The organism is Streptomyces sp. NPDC058000 (assembly GCF_042886435.1).
Lineage (GTDB): Bacteria > Actinomycetota > Actinomycetes > Streptomycetales > Streptomycetaceae > Streptomyces.
This window is the reverse complement of record NZ_JBHVQS010000086.1, coordinates 7,978-28,168: the sequence shown is the minus strand read 5'-3', so window position 1 is coordinate 28,168 and position 20,191 is coordinate 7,978. Positions and strand designations below refer to the sequence as shown.

Here is a 20,191-nt window from a genome sequence, read left to right as displayed (position 1 = left end):
AAGAAGGGCGTCCAGGCTGGTAGTCACACACGAGCCAACGGGCGCCCTTCGTCATGGTCGCGGCCAGCACGAACATCGGACTCATTCATCTAGGGATGTCCACCGCCCCTCGTCGCCGGTGCGGTGTGACGTCGCTCCCACCGCCGGGTGGGAGCGGGCGTTCGGCGCAGGGGGGAAAGCGGGGCACCGGTAGGCTGACGCGGTTGCCGATCGCCGACCTCAGCCGACGGAGACCGTGACTACTACCGCCAGCGCCACCAACAGTCATCACCTGTCCCCGGCCTTCCCGGGGCGGGCCCCGTGGGGTACCGCGAACAAGCTGCGCGCCTGGCAGCAGGCGGCCATGGACCGGTACCTCCAGACCCAGCCGAGAGACTTCCTCGCCGTGGCCACGCCCGGCGCCGGCAAGACGACGTTCGCGCTGACCCTCGCCTCGTGGCTGCTCCACCACCACGTCGTGCAGCAGGTGACGGTGGTCGCGCCGACCGAGCACCTGAAGAAGCAGTGGGCGGAGGCCGCGGCCCGGATCGGGATCAAGCTCGACCCGGAGTACAGCGCCGGGCCGCTGGGCCGCGAGTACCACGGCATCGCGATCACCTACGCCGGTGTCGGGGTGCGCCCGATGCTGCACCGCAACCGGATCGAGCAGCGCAAGACCCTGGTCATCCTCGACGAGATCCACCACGCCGGTGACTCGAAGTCGTGGGGCGAGGCGTGCCTGGAGGCGTTCGAGCCGGCGACCCGGCGGCTGGCGCTGACCGGTACGCCCTTCCGGTCCGACACCAACCCCATCCCGTTCGTGGCCTACGAGGAGGGCAACGACGGGATCCGCCGGTCGTCGGCGGACTACACCTACGGCTACGGGAACGCGCTCTCCGACGGCGTCGTCCGGCCGGTCATGTTCCTCTCCTACAGCGGGAACATGCGCTGGCGGACCAAGGCCGGCGACGAGATCGCGGCGCGGCTGGGCGAGCCGATGACCAAGGACGCGGTCTCCCAGGCGTGGCGCACCGCGCTGGACCCGCGCGGCGAGTGGATGCCGAACGTGCTCCGGGCCGCCGACCGCCGGCTGACCGAGGTCCGCAAGGGCATCCCGGACGCCGGTGCCCTGGTGATCGCCTCCGACCAGGAGCAGGCCCGGGCGTACGCCAAGCTGATCCGGGAGATCACCGGACAGGGCGCGACCCTGGTGCTGTCCGACGACACGGGCGCCTCGCAGCGCATCGACGACTTCGCCGACTCCGACGACCGCTGGATGGTCGCGGTCCGGATGGTGTCCGAGGGCGTGGACGTGCCGCGGCTCGCGGTCGGGGTGTACGCCACCACGATCTCCACCCCGCTGTTCTTCGCGCAGGCGGTCGGCCGCTTCGTCCGGTCCCGTAAGCGCGGAGAGACCGCGTCCGTCTTCCTGCCCACCGTCCCGTCGCTGCTCGGCTTCGCCAACGAGATGGAGGTCGAGCGCGACCACGTGCTCGACAAGCCGAAGAAGGACGGCGAGGAGGACCCGTACGCCGAGTCCGAGAAGGAGATGGACGAGGCGAACAAGGAGCAGGACGAGGACACTGGGGAGCAGGAGCAGTTCTCGTTCGAGGCGCTGGAGTCGGAGGCGGTCTTCGACCGGGTGCTCTACGACGGCGCCGAGTTCGGCATGCAGGCGCACGCCGGCAGCGAGGAGGAAGAGGACTACCTCGGCATCCCCGGGCTGCTGGAGCCCGACCAGGTGCAGTTGCTGTTGCAGAAGCGGCAGGCCCGGCAGATAGCGCACAGCCGGAAGAAGCCGGACACCGAGGCGGACCTGCTCGAAATGCCCGCCGAGCGGCGGCCGGTGGTCACGCACAAGGAGCTGCTGGAACTGCGCAAGCAGCTGAACACGCTGGTGGGCGCCTATGTCCACCAGAGCGGCAAACCGCACGGGGTGATCCACACCGAGCTGCGCCGGGTGTGCGGCGGCCCGCCGAGCGCGGAGGCGACGGCCGGGCAGCTGGGCGAGCGCATCAAGAAGGTGCGGGAGTGGGCCACGCGGATGCGCTGAGCGCGTCCCGGGCGCGGCCGGCGGGCCGGAGTCGGCGCCGCCGGTGGCGCCGGTAGGCCCGGCGGTATCGGTAGGCCCGGGTGGTGCCGGTAGGCCCGGCCGGTGTCGGCCCGGGGAACGCGTCGGGGAGGTGCGGTGCGGGTTCCGTGCGGACGCGGCGTGCGGGGCGCGGCCCGGGCCGCCGGACGGCATGCGGCCCGGGGTCACGGACCGGTCACAGTGGCGCAACCTGACCCCCTCCGGGGTGGACCACGGTACGGACAAGAGTGGATATTCCGGGCGTGAAAGCCCGGATTCTGGACGCACTCTTCCGCTGACCGGAGTGGCTCGCTACTGTCCCGGTCACGCACACGCCCCGTGGCAGCGCCGCCGCGGAGCGCAGCCGGTGCAAAGCGGCCGGCGGCTCTTGCGCGCTGCTCCGGGACGAGCAGTGCGCCGCGCACGGACGCCGCCACTCACTTCAGGAGGGGGCGTCGTGACCGCAGAGACCTCCCAGACGCTCGACCGAGGACTGCGCGTCCTCAAACTGCTTGCCGACACCGATCACGGGCTGACCGTCACCGAGCTCTCACACAAACTCGGCGTCAACCGCACCGTGGTCTACCGCCTGCTGGCGACGCTGGAGCAGCACGCTCTGGTGCGCCGGGACGCCGGCGGCCGGGCCCGGGTCGGGCTGGGCGTGCTCCGCCTGGGCCGCCAGGTCCACCCCCTGGTCAGAGAGGCCGCACTGCCGGCGCTGCGGTCGCTCGCCGAGGACGTCGGCGCCACCGCCCACCTCACCCTCGTCGACGGCACCGAGGCGCTGGCGGTCGCGGTCGTCGAGCCGACCTGGACCGACTACCACGTCGCCTACCGGGCCGGGTTCCGTCATCCGCTGGACCGCGGAGCCGCCGGGCGGGCGATCCTCAAGGCCCGCCAGGGCCGCCTCCAGGACGCCGGACTCGCCCTGACCCACGGGGAGTTGGAGGCCGGCGCCAGCGGTGCCGCGGCACCGCTGCTCGGGGTCAGCGGCATAGAGGGCAGCGTGGGCGTGGTGATGCTCACGGACAACGTCGCGGAGCAGATCGGGCCGCGGGTGGTGGACGCGGCCCGGGAGGTCGCCGAGGCGCTGCGCTGACGCCGCTGCGGCCCGCCGTCGGCCCGGCAAGCCCGTGGGGATCACGTGCCCCATGTGGTGACCCTGTGCCGCTGCCGTGCGGCCAGGGCGCCGCACGGGGCGGGCGGGGCGGGGGTCATTTAGGGTGGCGGGGTGTCCTCACGCGCCCGTGCCCTGCTGATCTGCACCGTCCCCGTCCTCGCCGTGCTCGTCACCGCGGCCCTGGCACCGCTGCCGTACGCGGTCGCGTATCCAGGTATCACGGCCAACGTCCTCGGTGACGACAAGGGCAAGCCGGTGATCACCATCTCCGGCCCCCACACCCGTGACACCAGCGGGCAGCTGCGGATGACCTCCATCACCGCCACCGGACCGGACGCCTCCGTCCACCTGCCGGACGTGGTCCGGGCGTGGTTCCGCACCGACGAGGCGGTGATGCCGCGGGATTCGGTCTACCCGGTGGGCAACAACACCGAGGAGATCGCCGAGCACAACGCGGAGCAGATGAAGCAGTCGCAGGACAGCGCCACCCGGGCCGCGCTGGGCCGGCTGGAAAAGTCTCCCAAGGACGTCAAGGTCACCCTGAGCCTGGCGGACGTCGGCGGGCCCAGCGCCGGCCTGATGTTCGCGCTGGGCATCGTCGACAAGTTGGCCGGTGACGGCGCCGGGCACGACCTCACCGGCGGCCGGACCATCGCGGGTACCGGCACCATCGACGCCGACGGCGCGGTCGGCGCGGTCGGCGGGGTGGCGCTCAAGACCCAGGCCGCGCACCGCGACGGGGCGACGGTCTTCCTCGTCCCGCGCAAGGAGTGCACGGACGCCCGCGCCGAGCTCCCCGCAGGGATGCGGCTGATCCCGGTCACCACCCTGGACGGGGCGGTGGACGCTCTGAAGGCCCTCAACTCCGGTGGCGAGGTTCCCAGCTGCACCGGTTGAGTCGAGGGACCGGTGACGGGCCCGGCCGCAGGCGGAAGGCGGCCAGGGCGGGCCGCGCTCAGAGGGTCGCGGTGGTCTCCCGGTCGGCGTAGCGGAAGCCGTCGTCGTCGAAGTAGAAGACGGTGACCTTCACCTTGTCGCCCTTGGCGAAGCCCTGGTCGGCCGGGCGGAGCCGCACCTGCGCGGTGTGGTCGGCGTAGTCGCAGACGAGCTTGTCGACCTTGAGGGTGCCCGCGCCGCGCGCCGCCAGCTTCGAGGAGGTGATCTGCTCGGCGTTGGCGACCAGTTGGTGGTTCATGCCGGGGTCGCAGGAGTACGTGACGTCCACCGTCAGGCCCGGCGCGGCCAGCGCGACCTTGTCGATGGCGATCAGATTGGCCTTGGCGGCGGCCATGGGTGCGGCGGCCAGGATGCCGGCGCCGACCAGGGCGGCGACGGTGGTGGCACCGGCGAGGCGACGCCGGATGCGGGATCCCTGCATGGAGTTCTTTCCTTCCCCCTGCGCAGTCACCCTTGCGGCGACTGCGACACTTGTTCGCTTTCGGGCGGTGTAGACCCTACGTGATCTTCCGGGGTTTCGAACCCTTTTTCGGTGGAGTCGCACCGTTCCGAGGGCCTGGCCTGTCCGGCGGATCGGGATCGGGTGGCCCTAGCCGCCGCCCTTCTTGATGAAGCCCTCCTGGAGGAGCCACGCCTTGGCGACCTCGTGCGGATCCCGGCCCTCGACGTCGACCCTGGCGTTGAGCTTCTGGGCGACCTCGTTGTTCAGGGCGGCGGTGACCGGGGCGAGGACGGCGGCGATCTGCGGGTACTTCCGCAGCGCGGCGGCGTTGATCTCCGGCGCGGCGTTGTAGTTCGGGAAGAAGTGCCGGTCGTCCGCGAGGACGGTCAGCCCCATCGCCTTGATCCGGCCGTCGGTGGTGAAGACCTCGCCGAAGGCGCAGGACGTCCCCTTCGCCGTCTCGGTGTAGACCACGCCGCCGGTCATCCGCCGGACGTTGCCGGACGGGATGTCCATGCCGTACGCCTTCGCCATCCCGGGCAGCCCGTCGTTGCGGGTGGCGAACTCGTTCTCCACGCACAGGGTGACCGCGCGGGGGTCCTTCTTCAGCAGCGCGGCGACGTCGGAGAGGGTGCGCACCCGGTACTTCTTCTCGTTGGCGGCGTTCAGCGCCAGCGCATAGGTGTTGTTCAGCCGGGACTGCGGCAGCCAGACGATGCCGTTGCGCCGGTCGGCGTCGCGTACCGCCACCCACTGCTGGTGCGGGTCCGGGATCGGCTTGACGTGCCCGAGGTGGGTGATCCAGCCGGTGCCGGTGTACTCGTACATCCCGTCCGCGGTGCCGGTGCGGACCGCCTCCCGGGCGCCGATCGTGCCCTGGATGTTGGTCTTGTCGACGACGGTGGCGCCGGCCGCCTTGAAGACCAACCCCATGATCTGGCCGAGGATGATGTTCTCGGTGAACTCCTTCGAGGTGACGGTGAGTTGGGCGCCCTTGAGGGGCAGCCCCCGGCCGACCGTCCCGGGGACCACGTCGTCGGTCATCGGGCTGCCGCTGACCAGCCCGCAGCCGCCGAGCAGTACGGCCGCCAGCAGCAGCGCGCCGGCCGCCGCGAGCCCGCCGCGCCGCCCCCGGCACCGTCCCCGCGGGCCGTTCCGCCCCCTCATGTGGCCACCTCCAATCCGCGCGGCCGCAACAGCAGTTCGGCCAACGAGGCGAGCCATTCGACCAGCAGCGCCAGCGCCACGGTCAGCACCGAGCCCAGGATCAGCACCGGCATCCGCTGGGTGATGATGCCCGCCGAGATGAGGTCGCCCAGCCCGCCGCCCCCGCCGAACGTGGCCAGCGTCGCGGTGCCCACGTTCAGCACCAGCGCGGTGCGCACCCCGGCCAGGATCAGCGGGACGGCCAGCGGGAGTTCGACCTTGGTCAGCACGCCCAACGCGGACATGCCGATCCCGCGGGCCGCCTCGGTCAGCGTCGGATCGATGCCGCGCAGCCCGGCGATGGTGTTGGCCAGCACCGGCAGGACGGCGTAGACCACCATGCCGACGATCGCCGAACCGGCGCCGATGCCGAGCCAGATGACCAGCAGCACCAGCAGGCCGAGCGCCGGGACGGCCTGCCCGAGGTTGGCGACGGCCATCGCGAACGGGGTGGCCCGGCGCAGCCGCGGCCGGGTCAGCGCGATGCCCAGGGGGATCGCGATCAGCAGCACGAAGAAGGTGGAGACGGCGGTCAGTTGGAGGTGTTGGCGCAGCGCCAGCCACACCTTGCCGTTGTCGACCGCCTGGTGGGCGATGGAGTCCAGGCGGGCGCCGCGGAACCACAGCCAGGTCGCCAGCAGCGCGGCGGTCAGGAACGCCGGCATGAACGTCCACTTCTGCCAGCTGATCCGGCGCCCGCCAGGAGTGGTGGAGCGGGTCGGCGCCGTCCCGGACGCCACCTCCCGCCCGGCGGTCTCCGCGTCGTCAGACGGGGCTGCCCCGTTGGCCCCGTCGGGCCCCTCAGGAGGTCGTCTGCGGTCCCCGCCGCCCGAAGCGGCGCCCGGCGTCACGCCCGGCCTCCAGGGCCGCGCTCTGCCCCGCCTGCGCCATTCAGGCCCTCCTGGGCGAGCTGGGTCCGGTGGGCGCGCAGCGCCTGGAGTTCGTGCTGGTGCTCCAGTGCCTCCAGGCGGTCCGCCTCCAGCAGTTCGTGGACGTTGTTCATCAGCGTCTCCATGTCGACCACGCCGAGGAACTCGCCGCGCCGGCCGGTGACCGCGACCCGGCCCGCGCTGTCGGTCAGCACCGCCTCCAGGGCGTCGCGCAGCGTCGCGTCCAGGGTCACCGTGTCGGTGACCAGGGTGCCGGCCCGGGCCAGTGACTGTTTGGCGCGCGAGAGGTCGCTGCGGCGCAGCCACTTGTACGGGCGGCGGTGGCGGTCCAGCAGCAGCACTTCGTTGGTGGCGCCGTCGCGCAGCAGGTCGAAGATCGACTGGAGTGGGTCGTCGACCTGCGCGGTGGGGAAGTCGATCACCGCCACGTCCCGTACCCGGGTCAGGTTCAGTCGCTTGAGCGCCGCCCCGGCGCCCACGAAGCCGGAGACGAAGTCGTCCGCCGGATTGGTGAGGATGGCCTCCGGGGTGTCGAACTGGGCGATGTGCGAGCGCTCGCGGAGCACCGCGATCCGGTCGCCGAGCTTGATCGCCTCGTCGAAGTCATGGGTGACGAAGACGATGGTCTTGTGCAGCTCGTGCTGGAGCCGGATCAGCTCGTCCTGGAGGTGGTCGCGGGTGATCGGGTCGACGGCGCCGAACGGCTCGTCCATCAGCAGCACCGGCGGGTCGGCGGCGAGCGCGCGGGCCACCCCGACCCGCTGCTGCTGGCCGCCGGAGAGCTGCCGGGGGTAGCGGTCGTGGAACTCGCCCGGGTCCAGGCCGACCAGGTCGAGCATCTCCGCCACCCGGTGCCGGGTGCGCGCCTTCGACCAGCCGGTCATCCTCGGTACCAGGGCGATGTTCTGCGCCACCGTCATGTGCGGGAAGAGCCCGGATGCCTGGATGGCGTAGCCGACCTTGCGGCGCAGCCGGACCGGGTCGATGTCGGTGACGTCCTCGTCGCCGATCCGGATCCGCCCCGAGGTCGGCTCGATCAGCCGGTTGATCATCTTCAGCGTGGTGGACTTGCCGCAGCCGGACGGCCCCACGAACACCACCGTCTCGCCGGCCTTGATCTCCATGCTGACGTCGTCGACCGCCGGGGCGGGGGTGCCCGGGTAGACCTTCGTCAGGTTCTCCAGCCGGATGGCGGCGCCCACCGAACCGGCCGGCCGCGCGGCGGTCTCCGTGGCGCTCGGGTCGCTCGGGTACGGCTCAGGCACGGATCCCCCTGGAGATGGTCAGGCGTCCGATCAGGACGTAGGCGGCGTCGAAGAGGAGGGCCAGTACGACGATCCCGAGCGTCCCGGAGAGCACCTGGTTGAGGGCGTTGGCGCTGCCCAGTGAGGCGATCCCGCGGAAGATCTCGTTGCCGAGGCCGGGGCCCGAGGCGAAGGCGGCGATGGCCGCGATGCCCATCAGCATCTGGGTGGCGACCCGGATGCCGGTGAGGATCGGCGGCCAGGCCAGCGGGAGTTCGACCCGGAAGAGCCGGCCGAGGCGCGACATCCCGATGCCCTTGGCCGCGTCGACCAGCGCCGGGTCCACCCCGCGCAGCCCCACGATGGCGTTGCGGACCACCGGCAGCAGCCCGTACAGGGTCAGCGCGACGACGGTCGGCGCGACGCCGAGGCCGACGACCGGGATCAGCAGGCCGATCATGGCCAGGGACGGGATGGTCAGGATCGTCGCGGTCGTCATGGTGGCGAGCGTGCCGGCCCATTCGCTGCGGTAGGTGGCGACGCCGATCGCGACGCCCAGCACCGTCGCGATCACCATGCACTGGAAGACCGCGCTGGCGTGCTGATACGTGTCCGTCAGCAGCTGGGTGTGCCGGCTGCCGACGTACTCCCAGAAGCTCACCCGTCGCCTCCTCGGTCCGTCGCCACTGCGGCCGGCCCGCCGCGGTTCAGTCGCCCGCGGCCTGCTTCACCAGCGGGATGATCCGCAGCGGAACCGGATTTTCCATGACGATCGCCGTGGATGCCCGCACGATGCCATCAAAGCCCACGACCCGGTCGATCACCCGCTGCAGATCGGCGTTCGACCGCGCCACCAGCCTGCAGAGCATGTCCCCGTGTCCGGTCGTTGTATGCAGCTCCAGCACTTCCGGTACGCCCGCCAAGTGGGCCCGTACATCGCTGCCTTGGCCCTGCTTGATCTCCAGGGTCGCGAACGCGGTCACCGGATAGCCCAGCGCCGCGGGGTCCACGTCCGGCCCGAAACCCCTGATCACTCCATTCGACTGAAGCCGGTCGAGCCGCGCCTGCACCGTCCCGCGGGCCACCCCCAGCCGGCGGGACGCCTCCAGGACGCCGATCCGCGGCTCCCGGGCGAGCAGTTCCAGCAAGGCCCCGTCCAAATGATCGATCGCCACCGCCGCACCCTCCGATTTCGATGGTCATGATGTACAGAACGCTCGGTAAAACCCGCCGACCCCTATGCAGAATGCCCAGAAGATACGCAAACTATTGCGCACCTTGTGGATCGGCGGGACTCTGCGGACATGGCAGACACCACGATGCACACCCAGCCCACCACCCCCCACACGGCCCGGCAGGCGGACCCCTTCCCGGTCAAGGGGATGGACGCGGTCGTCTTCGCCGTCGGCAACGCCAAGCAGGCCGCGCACTACTACTCCACCGCCTTCGGCATGAAGCGGGTCGCCTACCAGGGCCCGGAGACCGGCAGCCGCGAGACGGCCTCCTACGTCCTGGAGTCCGGCGGCGCCCGGTTCGTGTTCACCTCCGTGGTCAAGCCGACCACCGAGTGGGGCCGGTTCCTCGCCGACCACGTGGCCGCGCACGGCGACGGCGTCATCGACCTGGCCATCGAGGTGCCGGACGCCCGCGCGGCCTACGCCTACGCCGTCGAGCACGGCGCGACCGGCCTGACGGAGCCCTACGAGACCAAGGACGAGCACGGCACGGTCGTCCGGGCCGCCATCGCCACCTACGGGCAGACCCGGCACACCCTCGTGGAGCGCGCCGGCTACGACGGGCCGTACCTGCCGGGCTTCGTCGCCACGGAGCCGCTGGTCGCCGCGCCGACGAAACGTTTCTTCCAGGCGATCGACCACTGCGTCGGCAACGTCGAGCTCGGCAAGATGAACGAGTGGGTGGCCTTCTACAACAACGTCATGGGCTTCACCAACATGAAGGAGTTCGTCGGCGACGACATCGCCACCGAGTACTCGGCGCTGATGTCCAAGGTCGTCGCGGACGGCACCAAGAAGGTGAAGTTCCCGCTCAACGAGCCCGCCATCGCCAAGAAGAAGTCCCAGATCGACGAGTACCTGGAGTTCTACGGCGGCCCCGGCGTCCAGCACATCGCGCTGGCCACCAACGACATCGTGGCCTCGGTCCGCCAGATGCGGGCCGCGGGCGTGGAGTTCCTCGACGTGCCCGGCTCGTACTACGACACCCTCGGCGAGTGGGTCGGCGAGACCCGGGTCCCGCTCGACGAGCTGCGCGAGCTGAAGATCCTCGCCGACCGGGACGAGGACGGCTACCTGCTCCAGATCTTCACCAAGCCGGTCCAGGACCGCCCGACCGTCTTCTTCGAGATGATCGAGCGGCACGGCTCCCTCGGCTTCGGCAAGGGCAACTTCAAGGCCCTCTTCGAGGCCATCGAGCGCGAGCAGGACCGGCGCGGCAACCTCTGAGCCTGACCGGGCCCACCCGTCACCCGACCTCCACCCCCAGAAGGCAGCGCTGCGCGCTGGCTGCCCGCCCGGCTCCGTCCAGCCGGCCGGGCCCCCGCCCCGTGGGCCGTACGCGATCTTCCGTGTACGGCCCACGGGTGCCACGCTGAGGACATGGACCTCATCGAACGCCTGCGCGCCGGGCTCCCCGAGGAAGCGCTGCTCACCGACCCCGACGTCACCGGCTCCTACGCCCGGGACATGGCCAACTTCTGCGACGCCGGCACCCCCGCAGTGGTCGTCCTGCCGCGCACCGTCGAGCAGGTCCAGCACGTGATGCGGACGGCGACCGCGCTGCGCGTCCCGGTCGTCCCCCAGGGCGCGCGGTCCGGGGTCTCCGGCGCCGCCAACGCCGTCGACGGCTGCATCGTCCTCTCCCTGGTCAAGATGGACCGCATCCTGGAGATCAACCCCGTCGACCGGATCGCGGTCGTCGAGCCGGGCGTCGTCAACGCCGTCCTCTCCCGAGCCGTCAACGAACACGGCCTCTACTACCCTCCCGACCCCTCCAGCTGGGAGACGTGCACCATCGGCGGCAACATCGGCACCGCCGCGGGCGGCCTGTGCTGCGTGAAGTACGGCGTCACCGCCGAGTACGTGCTCGGCCTGGAGGTCGTCCTCGCCGACGGCCGCCTGATCAAGACCGGCCGCCGCACCGCCAAGGGCGTCGCCGGCTACGACCTCACCCGCCTCTTCGTGGGTTCCGAGGGCAGCCTCGGCGTCGTCGTCCGCGCCACCCTGGCCCTGAAGCCCGAGCCGCCCCAACAGCTCGCCCTGGTCGCGGAGTTCGGATCGGTGGCGGCGGCCGGTGACGCGGTCTGCCGGATCATGGCCGAGGGGCACGCCCCGTCCCTCCTGGAGTTGATGGACCGCACCAGCGTCCGGGCGGTCAACGCCATGGCGCAGATGGGCCTGCCCGAGACCACCGAGGTGCTGCTGCTGGCCGCCTTCGACACCCCGGACCCGGCCGCCGACCTCGCCGCCGTCGGCGCCCTCTGCGAGGCGGCCGGCGCCACCCAGGTCGTCCCCGCCGAGGACGCCGCCGAGTCCGAACTCCTCCTCCAGGCACGGCGGTTGACCTTCACCGCACTGGAACGGATCAAGCCCGCGATGCTCATCGACGACGTCTGCGTGCCCCGTTCGCAGCTCACCGCGATGCTGGAGGGCGCCGCCGCCATCGCCGAGAAGTACGACCTGACCATCGGCGTCTGCGCGCACGCCGGCGACGGCAACACCCACCCGCTGGTCTGCTTCGATCCGGCCGACCCCGACGAGGAGCGGCGGGCCCGCGAATCGTTCGACGCCATCATGGCCCTCGGCCTCCAACTGGGCGGCACCATCACCGGCGAACACGGCGTCGGCGTCCTGAAGAAGGAGTGGCTGGCCCGCGAACTGGGCCCGGACGCCGTGGAATTGCACCGCGGCATCAAGCAGGTCTTCGACCCGCTGGGAATCCTCAATCCGGGGAAGCTGTTCTAGGGCCTGTCCGAACGGGTTGCTCGCACTCCTTGCGGGAGCGAGGCGGCACTCGGGTGCTCGAAGGTTTGCATCCAAATCGTGGACATACGTTTCAATTGCGGGCACTTCCGAGGCAAGGGACGATCGACAAGTCAGGCAGGTGAAGGAACTAGCAGCAGGAGGTACCTGTCGTGCTGACCGGTGACAGTTTCAGCAGCAGCACCTTTGCCGTCGAACTGGGCAAGTTCCAAGTCGAGACGGTCCAGAGCGTGTCCGGACTACAACTGGAACAGGACGTCGTCGAGGTCCGGCAGGTGTCCCCGAGCGGTGAGCTACTCGTGCGCAAACAGCCAGGTGCACGCCAGAGCGGTGAGATCACGATTACCCGCGGTATGGACAAGAGCACGGCATTCACCGACTGGATCAAAGCGACGCTGGTCAACGCCGATCTCGACGAGGCCCGGCAGAACATCACCATCGCTCTGCAGGACGCAAAGAAGCAGACCGTCCGGCGTATCCACCTCAGCAACGCCTGGGCGTCCCGCTGGGAAGGCCCCTCACTGGGGGCTTCCGAGTCCGGGCCTGCGACCGAGGAAGTAACGATCACCTACGAGGACATCACCGTCGAATAGGCGCGGTTGACTCACCGGTCACACCCTGCGGCCGGGCCCGGGCCGGAGTGGTGGCGTCCCTCACCGCCCGGAGGCGGCACCCCGTGTACGGGGGCGGACGGGGCGGGGCGGGCGGCACGTCTGCCGCCGCCGCGCTGATTCCCGTCGGGGGACGCCACGTCTGGGGGGCGGGCCCCGGCGCCTACGGCCGATGCCACCCGTCGTCGGGAGCGTCCTCCGGGTCGTCCTCAAGGTCGTCGTCAAGGTCGTCGTCCGGCTCGTAGGCGGGCACCGGCAACCGGGCTCCGCGGCTCTCCGCGACCCGATGGGTGGTGACCAGGGAGTTCTTCAATTCCACGGTCAGCAGGTGCAGTTCACCGGGCGTCCAGGACCGGTCGGCCAGAATCCGTTCCGCGTCCTCAATCAGGACGGCGGCGGAGCCGAGCTGCTCGGCCTCCAGCCGGTCGGCGAGCCGGGAGACGTACCCGGTCCCGTCGCTGGGGAGCAGGAAGCACGGGTTCCCCTCCGGGGTCGTCCAGGGCAGCAGCCGCGGCGGGCGGTCGGCGTGGTCCCTCATGCGGCGACCTCCATCCCGTGGATGCGGCGCGGCCCGACGTCGACGCCGTGCACCGCGAGCCACAGCGCCCGCCGCCGCCCGCGCCGCTCCCGCCGCTCCCGGCACTCCTTGCGCTCCGCCTCGGTGAGGACGTACGGGCGGATGAGGGGGACGTCCTCGCCACGGAGCAGCACCGGCGGCCGGACGGGCACGCGGAGCGGCGCGACCGCTGCCGGCGGCGCGGCCTCGCGGGGCGCGGTGACGGTCGGCGATCCGGGTGCCCGATGCCGGCCGGGGGCCGGAAGTAACAGCCTCAGCAGCGGCAGGAACAGGCTCGCGATACGGTTCAACACGTCGTCAACTCCATGAAGTTGGTGGCCACGCCCCCGGACCGGTCGCACGGTCGCGGGGGTCTTGTGCGAAGGGCGGGTCCTTCGACCCCGGGCCCGTTACGTTGGGTAGGCACAGCGTTGCTCTGCGGAGTGCCGGGGTGCAATGCCGGACGCGTGCCACTCGCCGACTGTCACAAAGGGGGATGCGTGAGCCGACGCAATGCCACGGGGGGAACAGCAGCCACCAATGCCGCCGTCTTCGGGGAGGTGTTGAAGCACTTCCGCAAGACGGCGGGACTCACCCAGGAGGAACTGGCGAGGAAGATCCCGTGCGATCGGTCGCAGGTGGCAAGAGTCGAGCGGGGGACCCGGGTCCCGCACGAGACCTCCGCCGAGAAGTGCGACGAACTGCTGGGTACGGGTGGGGTGCTGAAGAGGCTGTGGGGCCGGATCGACTGGTATCCGGAGGTCGCGCACCCTGATTGGTTCAAGCGTCGGGCGGACATGGACGCGGTGGCGGTTGCCCTGCGTGAGTACCAGTCCCAGGTCATGCCCGGGCTGTTGCAGACGGAGTACTACGCGCATGCGCTGTTCTCCCGCGTCGCGACCGGTGACGAAGTGACGGAGCGCGTCAGGGCGCGACTGAGCCGGCAGCAACGGTTCCTCGTCCCGGACGGCCCCCTCTACGTCGTCGTCTTGGACGAGAGCTGTCTGCGTAATGTCGTGGGGGGACCGGAGGTCATGTACGGCCAGTGTGCGCATCTGCTGGCCGTGGGGGAACGCCCCAACATCCGGGTACAGATCGCCTCTTCCGGCCGCGCTGGGCTCGTGCGCCCCAACACTTCCATGTCGCTGATCACGCTGCCCGACGGGCATGACTGGGTCTACTCGGAATCGCTGGACCGTGGACATTTCAACGACGATCCGGCCGTCTACGCCCGTCACAGCCAGACCTATGATGTGCTCAGGGCCGACGCTCTGTCAGCCCGTGAGTCTGCCGCTCTGATCGAAGAAGCGATGGAAGGGTACGGACACCGTGGACAGGCACGAGTTCAATTCCGCGACGTGGATCAAGAGCAGCTACAGCGGAGACAACGGCGGCAACTGCATCGAGGTGGCCCCGCGTATCCCCGGCGTCGTCCCCGTTCGTGACTCGAAGGATCCGCGCGGTCCCGTGTTGGTGGTTCCGGCGGACGGCTGGTCGTCCTTCGTTGTCGCCGTAAAGGGCGGGGAGTTCACCACCTGAGGTCGGTACGCGGCTGCTCCACTCCAGAGGGAAGGACACCGGCGCCATGGACAGGCACGAGTTCAACTCCGCGACGTGGATCAAGAGCAGCTACAGCGACGATAACGGCGGCAACTGCGTCGAGGTGGCCCCCGGCACCCCCGGCGTCGTCCCCGTTCGTGACAGCAAGGCCCCGCACGGCCCGACGCTGGTCTTCCCGGAGGCCGGTTGGTCCTCCTTCGTCGCCGCCGTCAAGGGTGGACAACTCCCCATGAGCTGTTGGTCGGCGTGTAGGCGAGCGCTACGTTGTTGACCGCGGCCCAGTCGCCGACCCGGATCTTCTTGATCTCGCGCCACTCGGGGAGCGTGAACCTCTTCGAGCGTCCGCCCTTGTACTTCGGGTAGAGGGAGTCGAATCCGTCGGCGTTGAAGTTGTGCAGCACATCCCGGACCCGGTCCGCGCTGGTGAATGTCACCTCGGCGATCTTCGCCACGGGCATGCCCTGCGCGGACAGCAGCACCATCTGGGCCCGCCGCCAGGTCACCACCGAACCGGTGCCCCTGCGGATGATCCGCAGCAGCGGCTGCCCCTCCTCGTCATCGATCTCGCGCACGCGCACACGTTCAGCCGCCTGAGCACCCTGCCACGATGCGCCGCCCGGCACGGAACCCGGCGGCGCGTCACCTCACAATCGTGCGAACGCTGCCGGATCTGGCGTCATACGCCGGTGGTGCCGTCGATGCGCTCCCGGAGCAGGTCGGCGTGGCCGTTGTGGCGGGCGTACTCCTCAATCATGTGGACGTAGATCCAGCGGAGGTTGACGTCCTGCTCCATGAAGCGGCCGGTGTCGGTCAGAGCGCGGTCGGCGCAGAGCTCGCGGGCGCGGGCGATCTCCGCGTGCCAGGTGGTGAGGGCGTCGTGCAGTGTGGCGCCCTCGGCCAGTTCGAAGCCGCCGTCGGGGGCGGCCGGGTCGGCCTGCGGGTCGTAGATCGGCGGGGCCTGGTCTCCGGCGAACACTCGGCGGAACCAGTTCCGCTCCACCTCCGCCATGTGCTGGACGAGGCCGGTCAACGTGAAGCCGGACGGTGGCACGGACGCGACGGCGGCCTGCCCGTCGTCCAGACCCTCGCACTTCATGGCGAGGGTGGCGCGGTGAAAGTCGAGCCAGCTTTCGAGCACGGTGCGCTCGTCGGCGTTCAGGGGCGGCAAGGGGCGTTCGATGGCGCTCATCGGTCGATTATCGCCAGCGGCAGAAACCGTCGGCAGGCAGGGCCTGCGACGGGGCGAACGTTGCCTGATGCGGCACTAGCCATGGTGAGGCGCGACTGCGATGTCGACCGGGATGCCCCGGTCGCGAATAATCCGGTCCCAGTCGCATCAGTCGTCGTCGCCGATTGACGCTCGGGCGCCATGCCCGTCCGGTTGATCGCGACATGCGGATTCACGTCGGTGCCGCCTGCGTGGATTCAGCAAGTGCGGCCCGGTGGAATCATTGTGTGCCCGCTGGGGCGGGGGAATGCCCGACTGATTGTCGGTGACGACGGGCGGGCCGAGGGGCGATTCCTTTCCGGGGGGTCGTATTTCATGGGAGTCCGGTCGGAGGGGAGTAACGGTCGGATTCCCTATCCGGGAGACCCGGCAGAGGTCACCATGCGGGAAACGCGCGTCGATTACCTGGACGTCGAGGATGACGGCATGTGGTTTGCGCTGTCGCTGGTGCTGCCGGAAATCGCGTGGGCACATGAGACTGGTGCGGATGGTGCGCGGACCGGGTGCCGGCTGTGGGCATGTGACGGGTCGTGGGCGCGAGTTCAGGACAGGGAGGTTCGCCAGGCCGGGCCGCGCCCCCTGTGGGACGCCGTAGAGCGTGCGAACGGCTGGTGGAACGGCCGCGGGCGCCCGGAGCGGGAACGGTTCGGGGTGACGGCGACGGAATCCGGTACACGATGGTGGCTGGATTCCCCTGGGACTCCGGTACCGGATATGGAGTCGTGAGACGGAGCAGTAACGATGCTGCCGACCGGAGTGTGTGCCGGTCGGCGGCTTTCGCGTTGTCGGGGTCGTCGGGTCGACGGCCTGCCAGCCGGTCGGGTCGCCGCCGCGCGGTCGCCGCCCCGTGCATCGGCGGGCGCGGCCGATGTCACCCTGCCGGTTCGGGCGCCCTAGGCGTACGCCGCCAACGCGTCGCGCAGTCGGTCGTCCGGTCCGCGCAGGTGCAGTGCGCGCAGTTCGCCGGTCGGGTCGGAGATGTGGAGGTGGTCGTCGTCGGGGTCGTCGTACTCGTCTTCGTCGTCCTCGTCGGAGGTGGCTTCGGGGCCCTCCACCATCGGGACGTCGTACAGGTCGTCGGGCTGGTCGGAGGGTCGCGGGCGCCACCGCCACACGGCGCCGCACTCCCTGACCTGGACCTCGCCGAAGTACCAGGCCGCGCCGACCAGGAACGGATCGCCGTGCGCGGCCACCATCTCCTCGTAGCTGGCGAACCGGCCGCGCACCAGCGCTTCGAGCCGGTCCAGTGAGGCGGGGGAGAAGTCCCACGCCGCGGTTCCCCCGCTCGCCGCGGCGGCCCATGCGGCGAAGGCGTCGCGCCGTGCGGCCAGCCAGGTGTTCAGCCGGTGGTTGTCGTGCCAGTCCGGGCCCTCCAGGTCGTCGGTCGCGGTCAGCTCCGTCAGTTCCGCCGCTGTGAGGGGCGGCAGGGCCGGTGTCGCCAGGTGGTCCGGACGGGCCACCGCCCACAGTGCCTCGGGCCAGGTCGTCCCCTCGGTGAACTCACCGCGCGGGACAGGGTCCGGGAAGCGGTCCACCACCTCGCGCAGCGGCGTACCGGCGACGGCCTCCCGCAGCATCACCCAGGGGTGTTCGGCGTGGCCGTCGTAGCGGAGTCGCTGGCTGACGAAGGTGCTGCCGGCCCAGTAACAGTCCGCCGCGTACCAAGTGCCGAGCGGGGCCTCGGGGTTGACCTCGCGGTACTGCCACAGGGCCTTCTTGTTCTCGACGACGTACTGGCCCACATACCAGGCGGCCATGGTCCAGAACGGTTCGTGCGCGACCCGCTCGTAGTCCTCGACCGTGGGGAAGTTCTTGCGCAGCAGGGCCTGGAGGGTGTCCAGGGAGGCGGGGGCGAAGTTCCAGCGAGCGCGGCCGCCGGCCTCCTCGGCCCACCACTTGAGGTAGTCGAGCATGCGCGCGTCCTTCCAGCGCCGCGGGGTGTTGCAGGCGGTCAGGATCGTCCCGTAGCGCACCCACGGCGTGGGAACCCGCCGCGGCCACCACTCCGGATGCTCCCGCTGCCGGTCCCTGACCGCCTTGCGCAGCAGCCGCGCCACCGTGGCGAAGACCTGCCCCGTCCCGTCGTTGAGCGCCTGGCCGACGACGAGCAGCGGCGCGACCGGCGCCAGGCCGAGGACCGGGTCGGGGCAGACCACGGGCAGCCCGTCGGTTCCCGCGGTCTCGTCCCAGTCCCAGCGGCCGCCCGCCTCCTCGATCAGCGTCTCGCCGAGGTAGGCCGCCGCGGACTCGATGTACATCGCGTTCCCGTCGCTGCCGTCGTCGAGCGAGCAGGAGTCGCGCAGTGCCTCCTCCAGCTCGGGCAGTGAGCCGGCGGTGTAGTCGTGCTCCCAGTCCTCGTAGGTGAACTGGTCGTAGAGGCGGGTCATGAACTCGTGCAGGCACTCGATCCAGAGGTACAGCCGGTGGGCGGGTGAGCCCTCCGGGGCGTGTCTGCCCGCCATGTAGACGTCGTTGTGGGCGTTGTTGTGGGCGTTGTTGTGGGTGTCGTTATGGGCGTCGTTACGGACATCGTTGTGGACATCGTTCGTTGTGTTGTCGTCCATGTGGGTCCCCCGTGTAGACGTCGATGGGGATCGACCCTAAAGGAGCAAGTCCGTTGGTTTGTGCGGGAGTCGGGGGCGTGCGGGGCGCGGGCGACGCGGGAGCGGATCTTCGCCCAGGTCACGGGATCGTAGGCTTTCTGGCATGGACACCTCCTTCATCGCCCTGGCGGTCTTCGCGCTCGCCGTCGCCGTACTCTCCTCCTTCGACCGCCGTACCAAGCCGCTGGAGCGGCGGCTGGCGCGGCTGGACCAGAAGGTGGACCTGCTGATGGCCCACCTGGGGATCGAGGAGCCGGCGGACCCGCGGATGGCGGAGGTCGACGCCCTGCTGGCACAGGAAAAGAAGATCGCGGCGATCAAGGTCTACCGCGAGGTGACCGGCGCCGGACTCGTCGAGGCCAAGGAAGCGGTCGAACGCCGGATGCGCTGAGCCCTCGCCGGGCCGAGGATGGCCGTTAGGGCCGCGGGACCCCGGCCCACCCACGCGCAGCAGCAGGGAGCGAGCGCAGATGGCAGCGAACCGAGCGACCGAAGCGTCCGACGGCACGGAAACGGTCGAAGGGACGGCGACGACCGGACCCGGCGGGACGGCCGGCGGCACCTACGACACCTACGACGTCATCGTGCTGGGCGGCGGGCCGACCGGTGAGAACCTCGCCGACCGGGTGCACGCCGCCGGCCTGAGCGCGGTGCTGGTGGAGCACGAACTCGTGGGCGGGGAGTGCTCGTACTGGGCCTGTATGCCCAGTAAGGCGCTGCTGCGTCCGGTCACCGCCCGTTCCGAGGCGCGCCGGGTGCCCGGGCTGAAGGACGCGGCCGCCGGGCCCCTGGACGCGTCCGCGGTCCTCGCCCACCGGGACGCGGCCGCCGCCTACTGGAAGGACGACGGGCAGGTCCGCTGGCTGGACTCGGCCGGGATCGACCTGGTGCGCGGCCGGGCGCGGCTCGTCGGGCCACGACGGGTGACCGTCGACGGCGGGCGGACGTTCACCGCCCGGCACGCGGTCGCGGTGTGCACCGGCAGCCGCCCGGTGCTGCCGGACATCCCCGGGCTGGCCGCGGCCAAGCCGTGGACCAGTCGCGATGCCACCAGCGCCAAGACCGTGCCGGGCCGGCTGGTGATCGTCGGCGGCGGGGTGGTGGGCGTCGAGATGGCGACCGCCTGGCGGGCGCTGGGCGCCTCGGTGACGCTCCTGGTGCGCGGCGACGGGCTGCTGCCCCGGATGGAGCCGTTCGCCGGGCACCTGGTCGCCGAGTCGCTGGCCGAGGCGGGCGTGTTCCTGCGGACCGGCGTGGAGGTGAGCGAGGTGCGCCGGGAGGCGCCGGGCGGCCCGGTCACCGTCCGCCTGGACACCGGGGACGAGATCGTCGCCGACGAACTGCTGATCGCGGCGGGCCGCGCACCGCGCACCGAGGACCTGGGGCTGGAGACCGTCGGCCTGACGCCCGGCGGCTGGCTGGACGTCGACGACACCCTGCGGGTCACCGGCGTGCCCGGCGGCTGGCTGTACGGCGCCGGCGACGTCAACCACCGCGCCCTCCTCACCCATCAGGGCAAGTACCAGGCCCGGATCGCCGGCGCCGCGATCGCCGCCCGGGCCCGCGGGGTGCCGCTCCTGGAGACCGACCACTGGGGCGCGCACGTCGCCACCGCGGACCGGCACGCCGTCCCGCAGGTGGTCTTCAGCGACCCCGAGGCCGCGGCGGTGGGCCTCACCGCCGCCGAGGCCGAACGCGCCGGCCAGCGCGGGCCCGTCGTCGAGTA

General features: G+C 70.9%; 21 protein-coding genes and 1 pseudogene. 11 read left to right on the top strand and 11 right to left on the bottom strand.

Annotation, left to right across the window (positions count from 1 at the left end):
• The first annotated feature begins 235 nt into the window (after nt 1–235).
• From ACFVT2_RS40375 to ACFVT2_RS40365, 3 genes are all read left to right on the top strand, one after another.
• The gene (locus tag ACFVT2_RS40375) at nt 236–2,032 is read left to right on the top strand and encodes a DEAD/DEAH box helicase (protein WP_390026649.1); all 1,797 of its coding nucleotides are present in this window, start codon (nt 236–238) and stop codon (nt 2,030–2,032) included.
• Nucleotides 2,033–2,507: 475 nt separating this feature from the next.
• Entirely contained in the window at nt 2,508–3,149 is a 642-nt protein-coding gene (locus tag ACFVT2_RS40370; RefSeq protein ID WP_390026646.1) for an IclR family transcriptional regulator, read from the top strand.
• Nucleotides 3,150–3,281: 132 nt separating this feature from the next.
• A complete protein-coding gene (locus tag ACFVT2_RS40365) occupies nt 3,282–4,067 on the top strand; it encodes a S16 family serine protease (protein ID WP_390026644.1) in 786 nt (261 codons plus the stop codon).
• A gap of 58 nt (nt 4,068–4,125) precedes the next feature.
• On the opposite strand, the gene ACFVT2_RS40360 is transcribed toward ACFVT2_RS40365, so the two are convergent.
• The 6 genes from ACFVT2_RS40360 to ACFVT2_RS40335 all read right to left on the bottom strand — a co-directional run bounded on the left by ACFVT2_RS40360 (nt 4,126) and on the right by ACFVT2_RS40335 (nt 9,084).
• Entirely contained in the window at nt 4,126–4,548 is a 423-nt protein-coding gene (locus tag ACFVT2_RS40360; RefSeq protein WP_390026642.1) for a hypothetical protein, read from the bottom strand.
• A gap of 168 nt (nt 4,549–4,716) precedes the next feature.
• A complete protein-coding gene (locus ACFVT2_RS40355) occupies nt 4,717–5,736 on the bottom strand; it encodes a glycine betaine ABC transporter substrate-binding protein (protein WP_390026639.1) in 1,020 nt (339 codons plus the stop codon).
• Complete coding sequence (locus ACFVT2_RS40350) at nt 5,733–6,626, bottom strand: ABC transporter permease (RefSeq protein ID WP_390026637.1); 894 nt, start codon at nt 6,624–6,626, stop codon at nt 5,733–5,735. The genes ACFVT2_RS40355 and ACFVT2_RS40350 overlap by 4 nt, the downstream gene beginning before the upstream one ends.
• On the bottom strand, nt 6,623–7,849 hold the full coding sequence (locus ACFVT2_RS40345) for an ABC transporter ATP-binding protein (RefSeq protein WP_390026654.1): 1,227 nt from the start codon (nt 7,847–7,849) through the stop codon (nt 6,623–6,625). Before ACFVT2_RS40345 ends, ACFVT2_RS40350 begins: the two co-directional genes overlap by 4 nt.
• A 73-nt stretch (nt 7,850–7,922) precedes the next feature.
• Nucleotides 7,923–8,570 (bottom strand): ABC transporter permease, encoded by a 648-nt coding sequence (locus ACFVT2_RS40340; RefSeq protein WP_390026635.1) that lies wholly within the window; start codon nt 8,568–8,570, stop codon nt 7,923–7,925.
• A 46-nt stretch (nt 8,571–8,616) separates the two neighbouring features.
• Nucleotides 8,617–9,084, bottom strand: a complete 468-nt coding sequence (locus ACFVT2_RS40335) for an Lrp/AsnC family transcriptional regulator (protein ID WP_100604632.1) — start codon at nt 9,082–9,084, stop codon at nt 8,617–8,619.
• 129 nt (nt 9,085–9,213) lie between these two features.
• Here ACFVT2_RS40335 and hppD point away from each other — a divergent pair, with 129 nt between their 5' ends.
• The 3 genes from hppD (at nt 9,214) to ACFVT2_RS40320 (ending at nt 12,500) form a co-directional block, all read left to right on the top strand.
• Nucleotides 9,214–10,371, top strand: a complete 1,158-nt coding sequence (hppD, locus tag ACFVT2_RS40330) for a 4-hydroxyphenylpyruvate dioxygenase (RefSeq protein WP_390026632.1) — start codon at nt 9,214–9,216, stop codon at nt 10,369–10,371.
• A 153-nt stretch (nt 10,372–10,524) separates the two neighbouring features.
• Nucleotides 10,525–11,889 carry an FAD-binding oxidoreductase gene (locus ACFVT2_RS40325; protein ID WP_390026629.1) on the top strand — a complete coding sequence of 455 codons (1,365 nt, stop codon included), beginning with the start codon at nt 10,525–10,527 and terminating at the stop codon, nt 11,887–11,889.
• Between the two features lie 170 nt (nt 11,890–12,059).
• Nucleotides 12,060–12,500 (top strand): phage tail protein, encoded by a 441-nt coding sequence (locus tag ACFVT2_RS40320; protein ID WP_390026626.1) that lies wholly within the window; start codon nt 12,060–12,062, stop codon nt 12,498–12,500.
• Between the two features lie 181 nt (nt 12,501–12,681).
• Here ACFVT2_RS40320 and ACFVT2_RS40315 read toward each other — a convergent pair whose 3' ends face one another.
• A complete protein-coding gene (locus ACFVT2_RS40315) occupies nt 12,682–13,056 on the bottom strand; it encodes a hypothetical protein (protein WP_390026624.1) in 375 nt (124 codons plus the stop codon).
• Nucleotides 13,053–13,388: a hypothetical protein gene (locus ACFVT2_RS40310; protein ID WP_390026621.1), complete on the bottom strand. Its 336-nt coding sequence runs from the start codon at nt 13,386–13,388 to the stop codon at nt 13,053–13,055. The genes ACFVT2_RS40315 and ACFVT2_RS40310 overlap by 4 nt, the downstream gene beginning before the upstream one ends.
• Before the next feature lie 186 nt (nt 13,389–13,574).
• Between ACFVT2_RS40310 and ACFVT2_RS40305 the strand changes: the two genes are divergently transcribed.
• Genes ACFVT2_RS40305 through ACFVT2_RS40295 form a run of 3 tightly spaced genes read left to right on the top strand, consistent with a single transcriptional unit; the run spans nt 13,575 to nt 14,905 of the window.
• The gene (locus ACFVT2_RS40305; RefSeq protein ID WP_390026619.1) at nt 13,575–14,519 is read left to right on the top strand and encodes a Scr1 family TA system antitoxin-like transcriptional regulator; all 945 of its coding nucleotides are present in this window, start codon (nt 13,575–13,577) and stop codon (nt 14,517–14,519) included.
• Nucleotides 14,482–14,613: a DUF397 domain-containing protein gene (locus ACFVT2_RS40300; RefSeq protein ID WP_390026616.1), complete on the top strand. Its 132-nt coding sequence runs from the start codon at nt 14,482–14,484 to the stop codon at nt 14,611–14,613. Before ACFVT2_RS40305 ends, ACFVT2_RS40300 begins: the two co-directional genes overlap by 38 nt.
• A gap of 46 nt (nt 14,614–14,659) precedes the next feature.
• Nucleotides 14,660–14,905 (top strand): DUF397 domain-containing protein, encoded by a 246-nt coding sequence (locus tag ACFVT2_RS40295; RefSeq protein WP_390026614.1) that lies wholly within the window; start codon nt 14,660–14,662, stop codon nt 14,903–14,905.
• Between the two features lie 22 nt (nt 14,906–14,927).
• Here the strand turns inward: ACFVT2_RS40295 and ACFVT2_RS40290 are convergent.
• The 3 genes and pseudogenes from ACFVT2_RS40290 to ACFVT2_RS40280 form a co-directional block, all read right to left on the bottom strand.
• Nucleotides 14,928–15,257, bottom strand: a pseudogene (locus tag ACFVT2_RS40290) (transposase); the annotation flags it as partial.
• 53 nt (nt 15,258–15,310) lie between these two features.
• A complete protein-coding gene (locus ACFVT2_RS40285; RefSeq protein WP_390026612.1) occupies nt 15,311–15,823 on the bottom strand; it encodes a DinB family protein in 513 nt (170 codons plus the stop codon).
• Between the two features lie 932 nt (nt 15,824–16,755).
• On the bottom strand, nt 16,756–18,426 hold the full coding sequence (locus ACFVT2_RS40280; protein WP_390026610.1) for a hypothetical protein: 1,671 nt from the start codon (nt 18,424–18,426) through the stop codon (nt 16,756–16,758).
• Between the two features lie 142 nt (nt 18,427–18,568).
• On the opposite strand from ACFVT2_RS40280, the gene ACFVT2_RS40275 reads away from it, so the two are divergent.
• Nucleotides 18,569–18,856 (top strand): ribosomal protein L7/L12, encoded by a 288-nt coding sequence (locus ACFVT2_RS40275; RefSeq protein WP_390026607.1) that lies wholly within the window; start codon nt 18,569–18,571, stop codon nt 18,854–18,856.
• A gap of 79 nt (nt 18,857–18,935) precedes the next feature.
• Nucleotides 18,936–20,191 (top strand): dihydrolipoyl dehydrogenase family protein (locus ACFVT2_RS40270; RefSeq protein ID WP_390026605.1); only part of this gene is annotated, 1,256 nt, incomplete at its 3' end.